The sequence below is a fragment of the Enterobacter sp. SENG-6 genome, from assembly GCF_001605945.1.
GTDB lineage: Bacteria > Pseudomonadota > Gammaproteobacteria > Enterobacterales > Enterobacteriaceae > Enterobacter > Enterobacter cloacae.
The window spans coordinates 1-20,023 of the sequence record NZ_LOMM01000032.1 but is presented as its reverse complement, the minus strand read 5'-3'; the positions used below and the strand labels follow the sequence as shown (position 1 = coordinate 20,023).

Below are 20,023 nucleotides of genomic sequence, written 5' to 3'. Positions count from 1 at the left end.
GGTGGGAGAGGGCACCCTATTTAACCTGCTTCCCCTTCAGCAATTTCCGCACCCACAAACGATTCGGATTCAGCCCTGCGAGCGTGGTGCTGTCCAGCGGAATGGGCTCATCGCTCATTTGCGCCGCTAACGCTTCAGCCAGCAGCGGTGCAGAACACAACCCGCGCGAGCCCAGCCCGCCCAGCATAAACAGCTCCGGATGAACCGGTGAGACCACAGCCGTCTCCTTGTGTTCAGCCAGATCCTGATACGCATCAAGCGTTGCCTCATAGTCCGGTACATTTCCCGCCATGGGCAGATGATCGCGGGTGGCGCAGCGTACGCCGCAGCGCGCTTCGCCCTCGCTGACGTCAACCTCTCTCGCCCACGCCGCGTCCGGGAAGCAGTCAATCAGGCGCTGGCGGTTTTGCTGCTGATCCTCCTCGCGGTAATGCGTGTCTGTTTCACCGCGATGGTAACTGGCACCAATGCAGTGATGAGCGTTAGACGGATTTTGCGGCGTCAGGTAGCCGTCATAGCACAGCACCTGGCGCAGTTGGCTCAGTGCAGGCGCGGTCGGAATATGGCTCACCTGGCCGCCAACCGGATAAACGGGCAATGTCTCTGTCTGGACAAACTGATTGATGTGATGTCCGTTTGCCAGCACAACGCTGGCATGCGTGACCTCTTTGCCATCGGCAAAGCGCAGGGTCCAGTGGGCTGTCCGGCTAAGCGATGCAACCTTATGAGCATAATGCACCGTCAGCCCGCGTGACTGTGCCAGGGTAATCGCCACAGTGGTCAGTTCGGCAGGGCACAGCCAGCCGCCGAGCGGATACTGAATACCGCCGCAGCCCGTCTCAACGCCGGTGGTGTCTGTCACCGTTTGCGCACTTACCGCGCGGGCAATCTCTTCCGGCAGCCCCAGCGACAGCATCTGCGCGATTTTTTGCTGGCTCTTTTCATCCCAGCCGAGCTGCGTCACGCCGCACCAGTCATGATCGAACGCTACCGGAAGGGTGTCGTATACGCGACGGGCAAAGGTAAAGGCCGCGGGGAAAAACTGGAACAGCGCCGGGTCGTGCGCGCTTAAAAGCGGATAAAGGGCTCCCTGACGGTTGCCGGAGGCGCCGTTTGCCGGAGCCGGGTCAGCACAGTAGAGCGTCACCTGCCAGCCACGGTGTAAAAGCGCGAGCGAAAGCAGGGCGCTGGCAATCCCTCCGCCGATTATCGCCACCTCACGGGAGGCGCTGGCGCGGCGTGCAAACCAGGGCGCCCGGGCGGGGATCGCCAGCGTCTGCTCCATCGTCCCGACCAGCATGTCGCGCTTGCGGCCAAACCCTTTGGTTTTTCGCATCGTAAAGCCTGCTTCCTGTAAGCCGCGGCGGACAAACCCCGCCGAGGTAAAGGTCGCGAGCGTTGCGCCAGGCCGCGCCAGACGCGCCATGGCGCTAAACAGATGCTGACTCCACATCTCCGGGTTTTTGGCTGGCGCAAACCCGTCAAGGAACCACGCGTCCACCTTCTGGTTCATTGAATCATCAAGCTTATCGGTCAGTTCGTTGATATCGCCGAGCCATAAGTCCAGCGTGACGCGTCCACCGTCCAGCAGCAGACGATGGCAACCGCCGATGGCGGGCGGCCACTGCGCCTGAAGCTGTTCAGCCCACGGGGCAAGCTCCGGCCAGCGCTGGTGCGCCAGGTGCAGGTCGTGCGCGGTGAGTGGAAATTTTTCGAAACTGATGAAATGTAATCTTTGTAGCGTAGCCTCAGGATGGGCAGCGTGAAACTGGTCGAAAGCCTGCCAGAGGGTCAAAAAATTCAGGCCGGTACCGAACCCGCTCTCTGCGACGACAAACAGACTGCGCGGATGGGCGGGAAAGCGTGCGCTGAGCTGATTTCCGTCGAGGAAAACATAGCGGGTTTCTTCCAGTCCGTTATCATTAGAAAAATAGACGTCATCAAAATCTCGGGAAACAGGTGTACCCTCAGCGTTGAATTCGAGGTTGGCGGGTTGTATAGCGTTTTGTTTCACGTAAGTTACTCGTCTGACAGGCAGTGGCACGATCTTAACGATGTGAGTCCATCGGTGCAAATTTCCGCAGAAAATGTCTGATCGGACTTGTTCGGCGTACAAGTGTACGCTATTGTGCGACTCGAAACTTACTATAGTGCGACTTACAGAGGTATTGAATGAAACGTGCAGTGATTACTGGCCTGGGCATTGTTTCCAGCATCGGTAATAACCAGCAGGAAGTCCTGGCATCTCTGCGTGAAGGACGCTCCGGGATCACTTTCTCTGAAGAGTTTAAAGATTCAGGTATGCGTAGCCACGTATGGGGTAACGTCAAACTGGACACCACCGGTTTGATTGACCGTAAAGTGGTTCGTTTCATGAACGATGCCTCTATTTATGCTTATCTCTCCATGCAGGAAGCGATCAAAGATTCGGGCCTGAGCGAAGAGGTTTACCAGAACAACCCGCGCGTGGGTCTGATTGCCGGTTCCGGTGGTTCATCCAAAGCGCAGGTATTCGGTGCTGACGCCATGCGTAGCCCGCGTGGTCTGAAAGCAGTAGGTCCGTACGTGGTAACCAAAGCCATGGGTTCTGCGGTCTCCGCGTGCCTGGCAACCCCATTCAAAATTCACGGTGTGAACTACTCCATCAGCTCTGCATGTGCGACGTCCGCACACTGCATCGGTAATGCTGTTGAGCAGATCCAACTGGGTAAACAGGACATCGTATTTGCTGGCGGCGGCGAAGAGCTGGGCTGGGAAATGGCTTGTGAATTCGACGCAATGGGTGCCCTGTCTACCAAATACAATGAAACCCCGGCTAAAGCATCCCGTACCTATGATGCACACCGTGACGGTTTTGTTATCGCAGGCGGCGGCGGTATGGTTGTGGTTGAAGAGCTGGAACACGCTCTGGCACGTGGCGCGCACATCTACGCTGAGATCGTGGGCTACGGTGCAACGTCTGACGGCGCTGACATGGTTGCTCCATCCGGCGAAGGCGCGGTGCGCTGCATGAAGATGGCGATGCACGGCGTTGATACTCCAATCGACTACCTGAACTCCCACGGGACTTCTACGCCGGTAGGCGATGTGAAAGAACTGGGTGCGATCCGTGAAGTCTTCGGCGACAACAGCCCGGCAATCTCCGCGACCAAAGCCATGACCGGTCACTCTCTGGGTGCAGCTGGCGTGCAGGAAGCAATCTACTCTCTGCTGATGCTGGAAAATGGCTTTATCGCGCCAAGCATCAACATCGAAGAGATGGACGAGCAGGCAGCGGGCCTGAACATCGTGACCGAAACCACTGAACGTGAGCTGACGACCGTGATGTCCAACAGCTTCGGTTTTGGCGGCACCAACGCCACGCTGGTCATGCGCAAGCTGAAAGCGTAAGCGTTTGAAGGTATAGTAGAAGGGAGCCGCGAGGCTCCCTTTTTTTATGCCTGAACACGGAGTTACGCATGAAGGCCGTTATCCCTGAGAAGAGTACCCCTTCCGGGAACCTTTCCCTTTTCCGTATCGCCTTTGCGGTATTTCTGACCTACATGACCGTTGGCCTGCCGCTGCCTGTTATCCCGCTGTTTGTTCACCAGGAGCTGGGCTACGGTAATACCCTGGTTGGCATCGCCGTGGGTATTCAGTTTTTAGCTACCGTATTAACCCGCGGCTACGCCGGGCGTCTGGCGGACCAGCACGGTGCCAAACGCTCAGCGCTGCAGGGCATGTTTGCCTGCGGGCTGGCGGGCGCAGCGTGGCTGCTTGCCGCGCTTCTGCCGGTCGACGCAGCGTATAAATTTGCCCTGCTGGTGGTGGGACGTTTGATTCTCGGCTTTGGTGAAAGCCAGTTGCTGACCGGCACCCTGACCTGGGGAATGGGGCTGGTAGGCCCTGCGCGCTCGGGCAAGGTGATGTCCTGGAACGGTATGGCTATCTATGGCGCACTCGCGGCAGGTGCGCCGCTGGGGCTGTTGATCCACAGCCAGTTCGGTTTTGCCGCGCTGGCGGCCACCACCATGCTGTTACCGCTGCTGGCATGGGCATTTAACGGCTCGGTGCGCAAAGTACCTGCCCATAAAGGTGAGCGTCCTTCCCTGTGGAGCGTAATAGGTCAAATCTGGCAGCCGGGGCTGGGGCTGGCGCTACAGGGCGTGGGCTTCGCGGTGATTGGGACATTCGTTTCGCTGTACTTTATGAGCCGCGGCTGGGCGATGGCGGGCTTTACGCTAACCGCCTTTGGTGGCGCGTTTGTCCTGATGCGCGTGCTGTTCGGCTGGATGCCGGATCGCTTTGGTGGCGTGAAGGTGGCCGTGGCGTCGCTGGTGATTGAGACCCTCGGTTTGCTGCTGCTGTGGTATGCCCCTGTGGCCTCCGTTGCCCTTCTCGGAGCGGCACTGACCGGCTGCGGCTGTTCCCTGATCTTCCCGGCGCTGGGGGTTGAGGTGGTAAAACGCGTCGCGCCACAGGTGCGCGGTACGGCGTTGGGCGGTTATGCGGCGTTTCAGGACATCTCATACGGTGTCACCGGACCGCTGGCGGGGCTCCTGGCCACGTCGTTTGGCTATCCGTCCGTCTTCCTGGCAGGTGCGGTTTCAGCCGTTGTTGGGATCGTGGTGACGCTGGTGGCGTTTCGCAGGTCTTGAGCCGTTGTTGCCGGGTGGCGGCTTCGCCTTACCCGGCCTACGATTCGGGTCGTTGTAGGCCCGGTAAGCGCAGCGCCACCGGGCAAAACATCAGGCAACCAGCCAGAAAATTGCCAGCGCAATCAGTAACGCAATAAACAGTAATCCCGGACGGGCAGAGAGGTTTCTGAAGGTCTCCACCACCGGCGGAAACAGCGGGCTGTAGATCGGCTGAATATCCCTGACTTCCGGCACGCCGCCTTCGCGCTCGGCGCGGCGAATAAAGATCTGATTCAGCAAATCTTGCACCTGCGCGGTGGTCAGTACCGTTTGCGGCGTGGCCTGCCAGGTCTGCTGGGCGTAATCCCGAATCACCTCAAATTCATGCGGCTCCAGCGGCTGCTTCAGTGCCGCCTGTAGCGTATGCAGGGTAGGGGTACTTTGGGTGCTCAGCGTCTGGCGAGCCTGTAGCCAGGTGACCAGATGCATAAACTGTTTGGCCGGGATCAGCTCGCCCGCTTTCACGCCGGAAAGCTCCAGCATCGACTGCCAGATAAGCTTTGTTGATTCGCCGGTGGCGGCGGCCAGCCTGGTCACCATCTGGTTCAACGTATTGTGTTCAGCAGGCAGCAGCGGACGCTCGGTTGACGGACGCTGTTGCGGTTGCGGAATGGTCAGCTGATTGGTTTGCAGCAGCGTCAGCACGGTTTTCAACTGGTCTGGCGTTAGCTGGCTCAGGGCGGTCTGGCCAAACTGCTGGCGAATGAAATCACTGACTGCCTGACGGTTGTTGCCCTGGCCCAACAGCTCGGTCAGTTGTGCAACTATCTGGCGAGTGGTGTGATTTTGCTGTGCGGTGGTAATACGCTGATTCAGATTTTGCTCGGCCGCAGGGAAGTGGCGCGACTGCAACGGTGCATCGTTCCGGACGCCTAAATCATGCTTTACCCCGGCCCAGACTTCCGCATTTTGCTGTGAAGTGAGCGCGATCAGGCGCGTGATCAGGCGCTCCAGCACGGTGCGCTGTTGCGTGGAAAGCGGTTGTTCACCTGCAACGTTTGGCGTGACAGGGCCTTCACCCGGAGGGCGTGGTGGCGTACCTGAAATAGGCTGCATCGTCAAAAATCCTTAAAGTCAAAACTCAGCGTAAACCCGGCATGCATATATGCCTGGCGGCCAGATTATGGCACACTTGGCAGGTTTTCTTCCTCTCAAACAGGTACTCAGACGTGAAAATCCTCGTTGATGAAAATATGCCTTACGCCCGCGAGCTCTTTAGCCGCCTTGGTAATGTTAAGGCTGTCCCTGGTCGACCCATTCCGGTAAACGAGCTGGATGATGCCGATGCCCTGATGGTGCGCTCGGTGACCAAAGTAAATGAGGCGTTGCTCTCCGGCAAAGCGATTAAATTCGTCGGAACCGCAACGGCCGGGACGGATCATGTGGATGACAAATGGCTTACGCTGGCGGGGATCGGATTTTCCGCCGCGCCTGGCTGTAACGCCATTGCGGTAGTGGAATACGTTTTCTCTTCTCTGCTGATGCTGGCAGAGCGCGACGGTTTTGCGCTGAAAGACCGCACCGTAGGCATTGTCGGGGTGGGGAACGTGGGGGGACGCCTGCAAAAACGCCTTGAGGCGCTAGGCATTCGCACCCTGCTGTGTGACCCGCCGCGTAAAGACAACGGTGATGAAGGCGACTTCCGCCCCCTGGATGAGCTGGTTGAAGCATGCGACGTCATCACCTTCCATACGCCCCTCTTCAAAGAGGGGGCCTATAAGACGCTCCATCTTGCTGATGAGGCGCTGATCCGTCGTCTGAAGGCTGGCACTATTCTGATAAATGCCTGTCGTGGCCCGGTCGTCGATAACGCCGCGCTGCTGAAATGTCTGGAAGAGGGGCAGGATCTCAGCGTGGTGTTGGACGTCTGGGAGCCGGAGCCCGATCTCAACGTTGCGCTGCTGAACAAGGTCGACGTTGCAACCGCGCATATTGCGGGTTATACACTCGAAGGAAAGGCCCGTGGTACAACCCAGGTCTTTGAGGCCTATAGCGCCTTTATTGGCCGTCCGCAGCAGGTGGCGCTGGACACCTTGCTCCCCGCGCCTGAATTTGGCCGCATTACCCTGCATGGCCCGCTCGATCAGGCAACGCTGAAAAGGCTGGTGCATTTGGTGTATGATGTGCGCCGCGACGATGCGCTGCTGCGTAAAGTGGCGGGGATCCCGGGTGAGTTTGACAAGCTGCGCAAGAATTACGTTGAGCGCCGTGAATGGTCTTCTCTGTATGTCATGTGCGATGACGCGGCGGCGGCAACGCTGCTGCATAAACTGGGTTTTAACGCCGTTCATCACCCGGCGCATTAATGTCTTCTTAACGCTCCCTGTTGGATACTCCGACAGGGACGCTTTTTTATTTCTGGAGTAAACCACCATGTCTGAAGGCTGGAACATTGCCATTTTAGGTGCCACGGGTGCCGTGGGTGAAGCCCTGCTCGAAACCCTTGCTGAGCGTCAGTTCCCGGTGGGTGATATCTATGCACTGGCGCGCACTGACAGCGCCGGTGAGCATCTGCGTTTTGGCGGCAAATCCGTCATGGTTCAGGATGCCGCCGAATTCGACTGGACGCAGGCGCAGCTGGCCTTTTTTGCAGCAGGTGCTGAAGCCACCGCGTCGTACATTGAAGACGCGACGAATTCTGGCTGTCTGGTGATCGATCTGAGCGGCCTGTTCTCGATGGAGCCGGATGTCCCGCTGGTGGTGCCGGACGTGAACCCGTTTGTCCTGGCCGACTACCGTAACCGCAATATCATTGCGGTTCCCAATAGCCTGACCAGCCAGCTGCTGACCGCTCTTAAACCTTTAATCGACGATGGCGGTCTGTCGCGTATCACCGTGACCAGCCTGCTTTCCGCTTCTGCGCAAGGCAAAAAGGCCGTCGACGCGCTGGCCGGACAGAGTGCGAAGCTCCTGAACGGCATCCCGATTGACGAAGACGATTTCTTCGGCCGTCAGCTGGCATTCAATATGCTGCCGCTGCTGCCGGATCGTGAAGGCTCCGTGCGTGAAGAGCGCCGTATCGTCGACGAAGCGCGCAAAATTCTGCAGGACGAGGGGCTGATGATCTCCGCAAATGTCGTGCAGTCGCCGGTCTTTTACGGTCATGCGCAGATGGTAGGTTTCGAAGCCCTGCGTCCGCTGGCCGCAGAAGAAGCGCGTGATGCGTTCGGCCGCGGTGAAGACATTGTGCTCTCCGAAGAGAGTGAATTCCCGACGCAGGTTGGCGATGCCACCGGCAGCGCACACCTCTCGGTGGGCTGCGTACGGAATGATTACGGTATGCCGGAGCAGGTTCAGTTCTGGTCCGTAGCCGATAACGTGCGCTTCGGCGGCGCGCTGATGGCGGTCAAAATCGCTGAAAAACTGGTGCAGGAGTATCTGTACTGATGTCAGACGTGGAACAAAAGCCGGTTCATAAAGTCGCCCTCGGTATCGAGTACGACGGCAGTAAATATTATGGCTGGCAGCGTCAAAATGAGGTGCGCAGTGTCCAGGAAAAACTGGAGAAAGCGCTCTCTCAGGTGGCGAACGAACCGATTAACGTCCTGTGTGCAGGACGCACTGACGCCGGTGTCCACGGAACGGGGCAGGTGGTTCACTTTGAAACCACCGCCGTGCGCAAGGACGCTGCCTGGACGTTGGGTGTAAATGCGAATTTACCTGGTGACATTGCGGTGCGCTGGGTGAAAGCTGTGCCGGATGATTTTCATGCGCGTTTCAGCGCCACTGCGCGCCGTTATCGCTATGTCATCTACAATCAGCGTCTTCGTCCGGCGGTGTTAAGCCAGGGCGTGACGCATTTTTATGAACCGCTGGATGCAGAACGTATGCATCGTGCGGCGCAGTGTCTGATTGGTGAAAATGACTTTACCTCGTTTCGTGCGGTGCAGTGTCAGTCCCGCACGCCGTGGCGTAATGTCATGCACATAAACGTCAGCCGTTTTGGCGCGTATGTGGTGGTGGATATCAAAGCCAATGCCTTTGTACATCATATGGTGCGGAATATTGTGGGCAGCCTGATGGAAGTGGGTGCCGGACACCAGCCGGAGAGCTGGATTGCAGAACTGCTGGCAGCGAAGGACAGAACGCTTGCGGCAGCAACGGCGAAAGCGGAAGGGCTGTATCTGGTCTCGGTGGACTATCCGGACCGGTTTGACCTGCCAAAACCGCCAATGGGCCCGCTGTTCCTGGCGGACTAAACAAAGGTGCAATTAAGGCTTAGACAATATGGACGTAATACGTTTTCTGATTGATTTCATTCTGCATATTGATGTTCACCTGGCGGAGTTGGTCGCGCAGTATGGCGTCTGGGTGTATGCCATTCTGTTCCTCATTCTGTTCTGTGAAACCGGTCTGGTGGTCACGCCGTTTCTGCCGGGGGATTCGCTGCTGTTCGTCGCGGGGGCGTTATCTGCGCTGCCTGGCAACGATTTGAATGTGCACGTAATGGTGGTACTGATGGTGATCGCCGCAATTGTCGGTGACGCGGTCAACTACACCATTGGACGGGTCTTCGGTGAGCGCTTATTCAGCAATCCGGACTCAAAAATTTTCCGTCGTAGCTATTTAGATAAAACCCATGCGTTTTATGAGCGCCACGGTGGAAAAACCATTATCCTTGCGCGTTTTGTGCCTATTGTGCGTACATTTGCGCCATTTGTGGCGGGAATGGGGCACATGTCCTATCGTCATTTTGCGGCATACAACGTCATTGGCGCGCTGCTGTGGGTGCTGCTCTTTACCTATGCAGGCTATCTGTTTGGCGATCTCCCTGTGGTTCAGGAAAACCTTAAGTTACTGATTGTAGCGATTATTGTGCTTTCTGTTTTACCGGGTGTTATCGAAATTATTCGTCACAAGCGCGCGGCAGCAAAGCAAGCGAAGTAAATGCACGCGGGCGGTTCGACCACTTTTTTATCCAAAGTTTCGGGCTGTTATGTTTTAATGTGCAACATTCATGGTCTGTTGGAGGCAAAAATGGCATTATTCGCCTCTTACAGCAAAACTGGCATACGACCAGGTTCAGGCAGAAAGGTTATCAATGAGCTGGATTGAACGAATTAAAAGCAACATTACCCCAACGCGTAAAGCGAGCATTCCTGAAGGGGTATGGACGAAGTGTGATAGCTGTGGTCAGGTTCTGTATCGCGCAGAACTGGAACGCAATCTTGAGGTGTGTCCGAAGTGTGACCACCACATGCGCATGACGGCGCGTAATCGCCTGCACAGCCTGCTGGACGAAGGTTCTCTGGTTGAACTGGGTAGCGAGCTTGAGCCAAAAGATGTGCTCAAGTTCCGTGATTCCAAAAAATATAAAGATCGTCTGGCCTCTGCACAGAAAGAGACCGGCGAGAAAGACGCGCTGGTCGTGATGAAAGGCACCCTGCACGAGATGCCGGTAGTGGCCGCCGCGTTTGAGTTCTCCTTCATGGGTGGCTCAATGGGTTCCGTGGTCGGTGCGCGCTTTGTGCGTGCTGTTGAGCAGGCGCTGGAAGACAACTGCCCGCTGATCTGCTTCTCCGCCTCTGGCGGTGCACGTATGCAGGAAGCGCTGATGTCGCTGATGCAGATGGCGAAAACCTCTGCTGCGCTGGCTAAAATGCAGGAGCGCGGTCTGCCGTACATCTCTGTACTGACCGACCCAACCATGGGGGGCGTCTCTGCAAGCTTTGCGATGCTGGGCGATCTGAACATCGCTGAGCCAAAAGCGCTGATCGGCTTTGCTGGTCCTCGCGTTATCGAGCAGACCGTACGTGAAAAACTGCCGCCGGGCTTCCAGCGCAGTGAGTTCCTTATTGAGAAAGGCGCGATTGACATGATCGTCCGCCGCCCGGAAATGCGCCTGAAACTGGCGAGCATCCTGGCGAAGCTGATGAATCTGCCAGCGCCGAACCCGGATGAGCCGCGCGAAGGCGTGGTAGTACCGGATCAGGAACCCGAGGCCTGATAACTGAAAAGGGCAGGGCCGGTTGGCGCTGCCCTTTTGCTTTATAAACTGTTAATGACAACCGGGCATCATGGAAAATAAAAGCATTCCCCAAGCCACGTCGCCCCTGGCCACGTGGCTTTCTTATCTGGAAAACCTGCACAGTAAAACCATTGATATGGGGCTTGAACGCGTAAGCCAGGTTGCTGCGCGTCTCGATGTGCTGAAACCTGCGCCGTTTGTTTTTACCGTCGCCGGAACCAACGGTAAAGGCACCACCTGCCGTACGCTGGAAGCTATCCTGATGGCTGCCGGTTACAAGGTTGGTGTCTACAGCTCTCCGCACCTGGTACGTTACACCGAGCGGGTTCGCGTGCAAAACAGCGAACTGCCAGAGTCTGCGCATACGGCGTCGTTCGCAGAAATTGAAGCGGCGCGCGGTGAGATTTCATTAACCTATTTCGAATACGGCACTCTGTCGGCGCTGTGGCTGTTTAAACAGGCGCAACTGGACGTGGTGATTCTGGAAGTGGGCCTCGGCGGGCGTCTGGATGCCACCAATATGGTGGATGCCGATGTGGCGGTGGTCACCAGCATTGCCCTGGATCATACCGACTGGCTGGGCCCCGATCGCGAAAGTATTGGCCGTGAGAAGGCCGGTATTTTCCGCACGAATAAGCCCGCGGTGGTTGGCGAGCCGGATATGCCGCACACCATTGCCGACGTGGCAAAAGAGAAGGGCGCTCACCTGCTGCGCCGGGGTGTGGACTGGCAGTATGAGGTTCAGAACAACGGCTGGCGCTATCGCGATGCGCAGGGAACGCTGGAAAATCTGCCCCTGCCGCAGGTACCGCAACCTAATGCCGCCACCGCCCTGGCGGCATTGCGCGCAAGCGGGCTGGCGGTGAGCGAACAGGCCATCCGCGACGGTATTCAGAATGCGATTCTGCCCGGGCGTTTTCAGATTGTCAGCGACGCTCCGCGGCTGATACTGGATGTCGCGCATAACCCGCATGCTGCGGCGTATCTCGCCGCGCGTCTCAAATCGTTACCAAAAACCGGGCGCGTGCTGGCGGTTATCGGTATGCTTCATGATAAAGATATCGGCGGTACGCTGGCCTGCATGGAGAGTGTGGTCGATAGCTGGTATTGTGCTCCTCTGGAGGGGCCGCGCGGTGCGACGGCCGAGCAGTTACTGGAACATCTCGGCAAAGGCGCAATCTACAATAGCGTGGCTCAGGCCTGGCAAGCCGCGATGGCGGATGCTAAACCAGAAGATACCGTGCTGGTGTGTGGTTCGTTCCACACGGTGGCACATGTCATGGAAGTGATGGACGCGGGGAGAACCGGTGGCGAGTAAGTTTCAGAACCGTTTAACAGGAACCATTGTGCTGGTCGCGCTCGGGGTGATTATCCTCCCGGGTCTGCTCGACGGGCAGAAAAAGCATTACCAGGATGAATTTGCAGCCATTCCGCTGGTGCCGAAGCCGGGCGATCGCGACGAACCGGATATGCTGCCTGCGGCGACCCAGGCGCTGCCTGCTCAGCCGCCGGAAGGGGCGGCTGAAGAAGTGCGTGCCGGGGATGCGGCCGCGCCGTCCCTCGATCCGTCTCGTCTGGCGGCGAATAACAACATCGAAATCGATCCGGTGCCGGTAGAGCAGCCGAAACCGGTTGAAAAACCGAAGCCGGTGGAAAAAACACAGCCGAAACCGCAGCGGGATAAAGCAGCAGAACAGCTGGCCGCGGCTTCAGAGACGCCGCCTGCGGCAAAACCGGCCCAGCAAGAGGCTGCACCGACGGGTAAAGCCTACGTTGTACAGTTGGGGGCGCTGAAAAATGCCGATAAGGTCAATGAGGTAGTGGGTAAGCTGCGCAGTGCGGGTTATCGCGTTTACACTTCACCTTCCACGCCGGTGCAGGGTAAAATCACCCGTATCCTTGTGGGGCCAGAAGCGTCTAAGGATAAGCTCAAAGGCTCGCTCGGTGAGCTGAAGCAGATCTCTGGCCTGAGCGGTGTGGTGATGAACTACAGCGCGAACTGATAAGGTTCCCCTCCCCCCGGCCCTCTTCCCAAAGGGGAGAGGGTGAGGGGGAGTGGCAGACGTCCAAAGAGACGTAATAAGCCAACGGCGTTGAACATTTTTTCAGCGCCTTTTTTATTTACGCGCGGGAAGGAAATCCCTACGCAAACGTTTTCTTTTTCTGTTAGAATTCGCCCCGAACTGGATGACAGGGCGTTAAATCGTGGGACACATATGGTCTGGATTGATTACGCCATCATTGCGGTGATTGGTTTTTCCTGTCTGGTTAGCCTGATCCGTGGCTTTGTTCGTGAAGCGTTATCGCTGGTGACTTGGGGTTGTGCTTTCTTTGTTGCCAGTCATTACTACACTTACCTGTCTGTCTGGTTCACGGGCTTTGAAGATGAACTGGTCCGAAATGGAATCGCCATCGCGGTGCTGTTTATCGCGACGCTGATTGTCGGCGCTATCGTAAATTACGTGATAGGTCAGCTGGTCGAGAAAACCGGTCTGTCAGGAACGGACAGGGTGCTCGGGATCTGTTTCGGGGCATTACGAGGCGTGCTGATTGTGGCCGCGATACTGTTCTTCCTGGATACCTTTACCGGGTTTTCCAAAAGCGAAGACTGGCAGAAATCGCAGCTCATTCCAGAGTTCAGCTTCATCATCAGGTGGTTCTTTGACTATCTGCAAAGCTCGTCGAGTTTCTTGCCCAGAGCGTAACCCGCTCTGAGATGTGGCTTAACGAGGAAAAGACGAATGTGCGGTATTGTCGGTATCGCCGGTTTCATGCCGGTAAACCAGTCGATTTATGACGCGTTAACGGTGCTTCAGCACCGTGGGCAGGATGCTGCGGGTATCATCACCATTGATGCAAACAACTGCTTCCGTTTACGTAAGGCGAATGGCCTGGTAAACGATGTGTTTGAAGCCCGCCATATGCAGCGTCTGCAAGGTAATATGGGGATCGGTCACGTTCGTTATCCTACTGCTGGCAGTTCCAGCGCCTCTGAGGCACAGCCTTTCTACGTCAACTCACCGTATGGCATCACGCTTGCTCACAACGGCAACCTGACCAACGCGCATGAGCTGCGTAAAAAGCTGTTTGAAGAGAAACGTCGCCACATTAACACCACCTCTGATTCAGAAATCCTGCTCAACGTGTTCGCGAGCGAGCTGGATAACTTCCGCCACTATCCGCTGGAAGCAGACAATATCTTTGCCGCCGTTGCTGCGACAAACCGCCAGATCCGCGGTGCCTACGCCTGCGTGGCGATGATTATCGGTCACGGAATGGTCGCTTTCCGCGATCCAAACGGTATCCGCCCGCTGGTGCTCGGTAAGCGTGACCTGGGTGATGGCCGTACCGAATATATGGTTGCCTCTGAAAGCGTGGCGCTGGACACCCTGGGCTTCGAATTCCTGCGTGATGTAGCTCCTGGCGAAGCGGTCTATATCACTGAGAAGGGCCAGCTGTTTACCCGCCAGTGTGCAGACAACCCGGTCAGCAACCCATGCCTGTTCGAATACGTGTATTTCGCCCGTCCGGACTCGTTTATCGATAAGATCTCCGTCTACAGCGCCCGCGTGAACATGGGAACCAAGCTGGGTGAGAAGATTGCCCGCGAGTGGGACGATCTGGACATCGACGTGGTCATTCCTATCCCGGAAACGTCCTGCGATATCGCGCTGGAAATCGCCCGCATTCTGGATAAGCCATACCGTCAGGGCTTCGTGAAGAACCGCTACGTTGGCCGTACCTTTATCATGCCGGGTCAGCAGCTGCGCCGTAAGTCTGTGCGTCGTAAACTGAACGCTAACCGCGCTGAGTTCCGCGACAAGAACGTGCTGCTGGTGGATGACTCCATTGTACGTGGCACCACCTCAGAGCAGATTATCGAGATGGCGCGTGAAGCCGGTGCGAAGAAAGTGTATCTGGCCTCTGCGGCGCCAGAGATTCGCTTCCCGAATGTGTATGGCATTGATATGCCTACCGCGAACGAGCTGATTGCCCACGGCCGTGAAGTGGACGAGATTCGCCAGATCATCGGTGCCGATGGCCTGATTTTCCAGGATCTGAACGATCTTATCGACGCGGTGCGCGCCGAGAACCCGGATATTCAGCAGTTTGAATGTTCCGTGTTTAACGGGGTTTACGTCACCAAAGATGTTGATCAGCAGTATCTGGACTATCTCGATTCGCTGCGCAACGACGATGCGAAAGCCGTCCAGCTGCAAAACGATCTCGAAAGCTTAGAGATGCACAACGAAGGTTAATTGTGCAGGCAAGTGAGGGCCTTCGCCCTCACTTGCAACTCCCCGCAAAATCCTGCACAGTCTGCCCTGAAATCAGTAAGGGCGAAAATCATGAAACGACTCATTGTTGGGCTTAGCGGCGCCAGTGGCGCGATCTACGGCGTGCGTCTGCTGCAGGTGCTGCGTGACGTGGCGGAAGTCGAAACCCATCTGGTGATGAGCCAGGCTGCGCGTCAGACCCTCTCCCTCGAAACCGATCTCTCCCTGCGCGATGTCCAGGCGCTGGCGGATGTGGTACACGATGCCCGCGATATCGCTGCCAGCATCTCCTCCGGCTCGTTTAAAACCGCGGGCATGGTGATATTGCCCTGTTCAATTAAGACCCTCTCCGGCATTGTTAACAGCTATACCGACACGCTGGTGACGCGTGCGGCAGACGTGGTGCTGAAGGAGCGTCGCCCTCTGGTGCTTTGCGTGCGCGAAACGCCGCTGCATCTGGGGCATCTGCGTTTAATGACCCAGGCCGCTGAACTGGGCGCGGTGATCATGCCGCCGGTGCCGGCGTTTTATCATCGTCCGGCCTCGCTCGATGACGTGATTAATCAGACAGTGAACCGCGTGCTGGATCAGTTTGATATCGACCTGCCCGAAGACCTCTTCACCCGCTGGCAGGGCGCCTGATTCTGTGCACAAACAGCGTGCATGAACAGAGACGATGCCCTGTTTCAGGGCAAAATTGCAACGGCGATCATATCCTCGACATTTAATTCGTTTTTTCCCTTTTTCTCTTTCCGGTTCGTTCGGCAGACCTGCTATCTTTCACCATTAAGGCAATATCGCAACGTTTTATTAACATATTTAACGTCGAAGTTTTGACCCGACGGCAATGTGGCATAAGACCTGCAAGAGAAGCCTGCAACACAACACACAACACAATACATAATAAAATCACGGTACTTGAGGGTAAATGTATGAAGAAGACGGTTCTGGCTCTGTCTTTGCTGGTGGGGTTAAGTGCAGCAGCAGGTAGCTACGCAGCGCTTCCACAGACAGTGCGTATCGGTACAGACGCAACCTACGCGCCATTCTCTTCCAAGGATGCGAAAGGCGATTTCGTAGGGTTTGATATCGATCTGGGTAATGAGATGTGCAAACGCATTGCGGTGAAATGCACATGGGTGGGCAGCGACTTTGACGCGTTAATTCCGTCGCTGAAAGCCAAGAAAATCGACGCCATTATCTCTTCTCTTTCCATCACCGAAAAACGTCAGCAGGAGATTGCCTTCTCTGACAAGCTCTACGCCGCGGATTCCCGTCTGATTGCGGCAAAAGGCTCCCCCATTCAGCCAACCATTGACTCCCTGAAAGGCAAGCATGTCGGCGTGCTGCAGGGGTCGACTCAGGAAGGTTATGCCAATGCAAACTGGCGTGAGAAGGGCGTTGACGTGGTGGCTTACCAGAACCAGGATCTGATTTATTCTGACCTGGCGGCCGGTCGTCTGGATGCGGCATTCCAGGATGAGGTTGCCGCAAGTGAAGGCTTCCTGAAACAGCCGGCAGGTAAAGACTACGCCTTTGCTGGCCCGTCCGTGAAAGACAAAAAATACTTTGGTGACGGCACCGGTATTGGCCTGCGTAAAGATGATACCGAGCTGAAAGCCGCCTTCGACAAAGCGTTTGCAGAACTGCGCAAAGACGGTACCTATGACAAACTGGCGAAGAAATACTTCGACTTCAACGTCTACGGTGATTGATACTCGATGATGGTGCACCGTTATGGTGCATTGCGGGTGGAGTTGATCCAATATGGTGCGTTTCGTGCACCGTATTGGATCGCTGTGTGCATACTTACGCATTTATCATGCAAAAAATCTCGCCTGAAAGGCATTAATCTTTGCCTGATGGCGTGGATTGATGGCACATTAGCACCACCCCGTCGTCGTAAAAATCACGTAAGAAGACAGTTTGTTGAGGACAGATATGAAAAAACTCGTGTTGTCGTTATCTCTGGTGCTGGCCTTTTCCAGCGCTACCGCGGCGTTCGCAGCAATTCCGCAGAAAATTCGTATTGGTACCGACCCTACCTATGCTCCGTTCGAATCTAAGAATTCGAAGGGTGAACTGGTCGGTTTTGACATTGATCTGGCCAATGAGCTGTGCAAACGCATCAAAGCGCAGTGTACCTACGTTGAGAACCCGCTGGATGCGCTGATCCCTTCGCTGAAAGCCAAAAAAATCGACGTTATCATGTCCTCACTTTCCATCACTGAAAAACGTCAGCAGGAGATTGCCTTCACCGACAAACTCTATGCGGCAGATTCTCGTCTGGTGGTGGCTAAATCGTCTGATATCCAGCCAACCCTCGAATCACTGAAAGGCAAACGTGTGGGCGTGCTGCAGGGCACTACCCAGGAAACCTACGGTAATGAACACTGGGCACCGAAGGGGATTGAAATCGTCTCTTATCAGGGCCAGGAAAATATCTACGCTGATCTGACGGCAGGCCGTATCGACGCCGCTTTCCAGGATGAAGTCGCCGCGAGTGAAGGCTTCCTGAAGACGCCGGTAGGTAAAGATTACAAATTTGGCGGCCCATCCATTAAAGATGTGAAGTTGTTTGGTGTCGGCACCGGTATGGGTCTGCGTAAAGAAGACAACGAGCTGCGCGAAGCGCTGAACAAAGCGTTTGCTGAAATGCGCGCTGATGGCACGTACGACAAACTGGCGAAAAAGTACTTCGATTTTAATGTTTACGGCGGCTAATCGCCCCGTCAAATAACGTGCGGCCCCTCCCGCTCAGGGAGGGGATAAGACACGGTCCATCACTCACGATACGACAGGGCTCGCGGTATGCTGTACGGATTTTCTGGCGTTATTTTACAGGGCGCGCTTGTCACCCTTGAGCTGGCTATCAGCTCCGTGGTGCTGGCGGTGCTGATAGGTCTGGCAGGCGCAGGGGCGAAGCTTTCGGCAAACAAACCGCTGGCGCTGATTTTTGAAGGTTATACCACGCTGATTCGCGGCGTTCCCGATCTGGTGCTGATGCTGCTTATCTTTTACGGGCTGCAGATCGCGCTTAACAGCGTGACGGACGCCATGGGAATGGGACAGATCGATATCGACCCGATGGTGGCCGGTATTATCACTCTCGGTTTTATCTACGGCGCCTACTTCACTGAAACTTTCCGCGGCGCTTATATGGCGGTACCGAAAGGACACATAGAAGCGGCGACCGCCTACGGTTTTACCTCCTCCCAGACGTTTCGCCGGATTATGTTCCCGGCCATGATGCGCTACGCGCTTCCGGGCATTGGCAACAACTGGCAGGTTATCCTCAAGGCCACGGCGCTGGTCTCTCTGCTGGGTCTGGAAGATGTGGTTAAGGCCACGCAGCTTGCCGGTAAAAGTACCTGGGAGCCGTTCTACTTTGCGGTGGTGTGTGGCGTGATCTATCTGGTCTTTACGACCGTCTCCAATGGTGTGCTGCTTCTGCTCGAACGTCGCTACTCCGTGGGTGTGAAGAGGGCTGACCTGTGATTGAGATTATTCAGGAATACTGGAAATCGCTGCTGTGGACGGACGGCTATCGCTTCACCGGCGTGGCCATTACGCTGTGGCTGCTGATCTCTTCGGTGGTGATGGGTGGCATTCTGGCTGTGTTTCTTGCCATTGGCCGCGTGTCGAACAATAAATTTATTCAGTTCCCGATCTGGCTGTTTACCTACGTATTCCGTGGTACACCGCTTTACGTACAGTTGCTGGTGTTCTATTCGGGCATGTATACGCTGGAGATTGTGAAAGGCACCGAGATGCTGAACGCCTTCTTCCGCAGCGGCCTGAACTGTACGGTGCTGGCGTTGACGCTCAACACCTGCGCCTACACCACCGAGATTTTCGCCGGGGCTATCCGCTCCGTTCCTTACGGAGAAATCGAAGCGGCGCGCGCGTACGGCTTCTCGTCGGTGAAACTGTACCGTTGCATTATTCTGCCGTCGGCGCTGCGTATCGCATTGCCAGCCTACAGTAACGAAGTGATTTTAATGCTCCACTCCACCGCGCTGGCCTTTACCGCCACGGTGCCGGACTTGCTTAAAATCGCCCGCGATATTAACTCTGCGACCTATCAGCCGTTTACCGCGTTTGGCATTGCGGCAGTGCTCTATTTGATTATTTCATACGTCCTGATTAGCCTGTTCCGTAAGGCAGAAAAGCGCTGGTTGCAGCATATAAAACCCTCTTCGACGCACTGAGAATGATGATGGCTGAGAACAAATTAAACGTAATTGATTTGCACAAACGCTACGGCGAACATGAAGTGCTGAAAGGGGTGTCGCTGCAGGCAAATGCAGGCGACGTGATCAGTATTATCGGATCATCTGGCTCGGGGAAAAGTACCTTCCTGCGCTGCATCAACTTCCTCGAAAAGCCGAGTGAAGGCTCAATTGTGGTGAGCGGGCAGAATATCAATCTGACCCGGGATAAAGACGGCCAACTGAAGGTGGCAGATAAGAACCAGCTGCGCCTGCTGCGCACGCGACTGACAATGGTGTTCCAGCACTTCAACCTCTGGAGCCACATGACGGTCCTTGAGAATGTCATGGAAGCGCCGGTTCAGGTGCTGGGTTTAAGCAAGCAGGAGGCCCGTGAGCGCGCGGTGAAATACCTGGCGAAAGTGGGTATCGATGAGCGACAGCAGATAAAGTACCCGGTGCATCTCTCTGGTGGTCAGCAGCAGCGTGTCTCTATCGCCCGCGCGCTGGCGATGGAGCCTGAAGTATTGCTGTTCGACGAACCGACCTCAGCACTTGACCCGGAACTGGTTGGCGAAGTACTGCGCATCATGCAAAAGCTGGCGGAAGAGGGTAAAACCATGGTCGTGGTAACGCACGAGATGGGCTTTGCCCGCAACGTCTCGAACCACGTGATCTTCCTGCATCAGGGGAAAATCGAAGAGCAGGGACATCCGGATGAGGTGCTGGCGAATCCGCAAAGCCCGCGTTTGCAGCAGTTCCTGAAGGGCTCTTTGAAGTAGGTTTTGCCTTTCTCCCTCTCCCCCTGGGTTGAGGGATCCCCAGTAATATGGTCATGCCACCATGACCATATTACTGTACTCTTTTCCCAGCTTTTTCATCTCGTTAACT

19 protein-coding genes are annotated in these 20,023 nt (G+C 56.0%); 17 read left to right on the top strand and 2 right to left on the bottom strand.

Going from position 1 to position 20,023, the window contains the following annotated elements:
* Nucleotides 1–16: 16 nt before the first annotated feature.
* On the bottom strand, nucleotides 17–2,014 hold the full coding sequence (gene mnmC, locus AX755_RS15710; RefSeq protein ID WP_062857054.1) for a bifunctional tRNA (5-methylaminomethyl-2-thiouridine)(34)-methyltransferase MnmD/FAD-dependent 5-carboxymethylaminomethyl-2-thiouridine(34) oxidoreductase MnmC: 1,998 nt from the start codon (nucleotides 2,012–2,014) through the stop codon (nucleotides 17–19).
* Between the two features lie 158 nt (nucleotides 2,015–2,172).
* Between mnmC and fabB the strand changes: the two genes are divergently transcribed.
* Nucleotides 2,173–3,390 (top strand): beta-ketoacyl-ACP synthase I, encoded by a 1,218-nt coding sequence (gene fabB, locus AX755_RS15705; protein WP_013098145.1) that lies wholly within the window; start codon nucleotides 2,173–2,175, stop codon nucleotides 3,388–3,390.
* A 68-nt stretch (nucleotides 3,391–3,458) separates the two neighbouring features.
* Nucleotides 3,459–4,637: an MFS transporter gene (locus AX755_RS15700; RefSeq protein WP_013098144.1), complete on the top strand. Its 1,179-nt coding sequence runs from the start codon at nucleotides 3,459–3,461 to the stop codon at nucleotides 4,635–4,637.
* Nucleotides 4,638–4,727: 90 nt separating this feature from the next.
* Here AX755_RS15700 and flk read toward each other — a convergent pair whose 3' ends face one another.
* Nucleotides 4,728–5,732, bottom strand: a complete 1,005-nt coding sequence (flk, locus tag AX755_RS15695; RefSeq protein ID WP_062857053.1) for a flagella biosynthesis regulator Flk — start codon at nucleotides 5,730–5,732, stop codon at nucleotides 4,728–4,730.
* A gap of 113 nt (nucleotides 5,733–5,845) precedes the next feature.
* On the opposite strand from flk, the gene pdxB reads away from it, so the two are divergent.
* The 15 genes from pdxB (at nucleotide 5,846) to hisP (ending at nucleotide 19,914) form a co-directional block, all read left to right on the top strand.
* The gene (gene pdxB / locus AX755_RS15690; RefSeq protein ID WP_062857052.1) at nucleotides 5,846–6,982 is read left to right on the top strand and encodes a 4-phosphoerythronate dehydrogenase PdxB; all 1,137 of its coding nucleotides are present in this window, start codon (nucleotides 5,846–5,848) and stop codon (nucleotides 6,980–6,982) included.
* 67 nt (nucleotides 6,983–7,049) lie between these two features.
* Nucleotides 7,050–8,063, top strand: a complete 1,014-nt coding sequence (locus AX755_RS15685; protein WP_013098141.1) for an aspartate-semialdehyde dehydrogenase — start codon at nucleotides 7,050–7,052, stop codon at nucleotides 8,061–8,063.
* The gene (truA, locus tag AX755_RS15680; protein WP_013098140.1) at nucleotides 8,063–8,875 is read left to right on the top strand and encodes a tRNA pseudouridine(38-40) synthase TruA; all 813 of its coding nucleotides are present in this window, start codon (nucleotides 8,063–8,065) and stop codon (nucleotides 8,873–8,875) included. The genes AX755_RS15685 and truA overlap by 1 nt, the downstream gene beginning before the upstream one ends.
* Before the next feature lie 28 nt (nucleotides 8,876–8,903).
* A complete protein-coding gene (locus AX755_RS15675) occupies nucleotides 8,904–9,563 on the top strand; it encodes a DedA family protein (protein ID WP_020690622.1) in 660 nt (219 codons plus the stop codon).
* A gap of 154 nt (nucleotides 9,564–9,717) precedes the next feature.
* The gene (gene accD, locus AX755_RS15670; protein WP_013098138.1) at nucleotides 9,718–10,623 is read left to right on the top strand and encodes an acetyl-CoA carboxylase, carboxyltransferase subunit beta; all 906 of its coding nucleotides are present in this window, start codon (nucleotides 9,718–9,720) and stop codon (nucleotides 10,621–10,623) included.
* A gap of 70 nt (nucleotides 10,624–10,693) precedes the next feature.
* Entirely contained in the window at nucleotides 10,694–11,962 is a 1,269-nt protein-coding gene (gene folC, locus AX755_RS15665; RefSeq protein ID WP_023619785.1) for a bifunctional tetrahydrofolate synthase/dihydrofolate synthase, read from the top strand.
* Nucleotides 11,952–12,647 carry a cell division protein DedD gene (gene dedD, locus AX755_RS15660; protein WP_014832787.1) on the top strand — a complete coding sequence of 232 codons (696 nt, stop codon included), beginning with the start codon at nucleotides 11,952–11,954 and terminating at the stop codon, nucleotides 12,645–12,647. Before folC ends, dedD begins: the two co-directional genes overlap by 11 nt.
* A gap of 213 nt (nucleotides 12,648–12,860) precedes the next feature.
* Entirely contained in the window at nucleotides 12,861–13,349 is a 489-nt protein-coding gene (cvpA, locus tag AX755_RS15655) for a colicin V production protein (RefSeq protein ID WP_000262116.1), read from the top strand.
* A 36-nt stretch (nucleotides 13,350–13,385) separates the two neighbouring features.
* The gene (gene purF, locus AX755_RS15650; protein ID WP_014832786.1) at nucleotides 13,386–14,903 is read left to right on the top strand and encodes an amidophosphoribosyltransferase; all 1,518 of its coding nucleotides are present in this window, start codon (nucleotides 13,386–13,388) and stop codon (nucleotides 14,901–14,903) included.
* 90 nt (nucleotides 14,904–14,993) lie between these two features.
* Entirely contained in the window at nucleotides 14,994–15,563 is a 570-nt protein-coding gene (locus tag AX755_RS15645) for a UbiX family flavin prenyltransferase (protein ID WP_020690624.1), read from the top strand.
* Nucleotides 15,564–15,853: 290 nt separating this feature from the next.
* A complete protein-coding gene (gene argT / locus AX755_RS15640; protein ID WP_013098132.1) occupies nucleotides 15,854–16,636 on the top strand; it encodes a lysine/arginine/ornithine ABC transporter substrate-binding protein ArgT in 783 nt (260 codons plus the stop codon).
* A 226-nt stretch (nucleotides 16,637–16,862) separates the two neighbouring features.
* Entirely contained in the window at nucleotides 16,863–17,645 is a 783-nt protein-coding gene (gene hisJ, locus AX755_RS15635; RefSeq protein ID WP_008502592.1) for a histidine ABC transporter substrate-binding protein HisJ, read from the top strand.
* Nucleotides 17,646–17,732: 87 nt separating this feature from the next.
* A complete protein-coding gene (locus AX755_RS15630) occupies nucleotides 17,733–18,419 on the top strand; it encodes a histidine ABC transporter permease HisQ (protein WP_013098131.1) in 687 nt (228 codons plus the stop codon).
* The gene (locus AX755_RS15625) at nucleotides 18,416–19,132 is read left to right on the top strand and encodes an ABC transporter permease (RefSeq protein WP_008502590.1); all 717 of its coding nucleotides are present in this window, start codon (nucleotides 18,416–18,418) and stop codon (nucleotides 19,130–19,132) included. The genes AX755_RS15630 and AX755_RS15625 overlap by 4 nt, the downstream gene beginning before the upstream one ends.
* Nucleotides 19,133–19,140: 8 nt before the next feature.
* Entirely contained in the window at nucleotides 19,141–19,914 is a 774-nt protein-coding gene (hisP, locus tag AX755_RS15620; protein WP_020690627.1) for a histidine ABC transporter ATP-binding protein HisP, read from the top strand.
* Nucleotides 19,915–20,023: the final 109 nt, after the last annotated feature.

Excerpts from the sequence above, each read along its gene's own strand:
- argT (WP_013098132.1), top strand. The coding sequence starts at position 15,854 with ATGAAGAAGACGGTTCTGGCTCTGTCTTTGCTGGTGGGGTTAAGTGCA.
- AX755_RS15645 (WP_020690624.1), top strand. The coding sequence starts at position 14,994 with ATGAAACGACTCATTGTTGGGCTTAGCGGCGCCAGTGGCGCGATCTAC.
- hisJ (WP_008502592.1), top strand. The coding sequence starts at position 16,863 with ATGAAAAAACTCGTGTTGTCGTTATCTCTGGTGCTGGCCTTTTCCAGC.
- AX755_RS15685 (WP_013098141.1), top strand. The coding sequence starts at position 7,050 with ATGTCTGAAGGCTGGAACATTGCCATTTTAGGTGCCACGGGTGCCGTG.
- flk (WP_062857053.1), bottom strand. The coding sequence starts at position 5,732 with ATGCAGCCTATTTCAGGTACGCCACCACGCCCTCCGGGTGAAGGCCCT.
- truA (WP_013098140.1), top strand. The coding sequence starts at position 8,063 with ATGTCAGACGTGGAACAAAAGCCGGTTCATAAAGTCGCCCTCGGTATC.
- cvpA (WP_000262116.1), top strand. The coding sequence starts at position 12,861 with ATGGTCTGGATTGATTACGCCATCATTGCGGTGATTGGTTTTTCCTGT.
- AX755_RS15630 (WP_013098131.1), top strand. The coding sequence starts at position 17,733 with ATGCTGTACGGATTTTCTGGCGTTATTTTACAGGGCGCGCTTGTCACC.
- AX755_RS15675 (WP_020690622.1), top strand. The coding sequence starts at position 8,904 with ATGGACGTAATACGTTTTCTGATTGATTTCATTCTGCATATTGATGTT.
- fabB (WP_013098145.1), top strand. The coding sequence starts at position 2,173 with ATGAAACGTGCAGTGATTACTGGCCTGGGCATTGTTTCCAGCATCGGT.
- hisP (WP_020690627.1), top strand. The coding sequence starts at position 19,141 with ATGGCTGAGAACAAATTAAACGTAATTGATTTGCACAAACGCTACGGC.
- folC (WP_023619785.1), top strand. The coding sequence starts at position 10,694 with ATGGAAAATAAAAGCATTCCCCAAGCCACGTCGCCCCTGGCCACGTGG.
- purF (WP_014832786.1), top strand. The coding sequence starts at position 13,386 with ATGTGCGGTATTGTCGGTATCGCCGGTTTCATGCCGGTAAACCAGTCG.
- accD (WP_013098138.1), top strand. The coding sequence starts at position 9,718 with ATGAGCTGGATTGAACGAATTAAAAGCAACATTACCCCAACGCGTAAA.
- AX755_RS15700 (WP_013098144.1), top strand. The coding sequence starts at position 3,459 with ATGAAGGCCGTTATCCCTGAGAAGAGTACCCCTTCCGGGAACCTTTCC.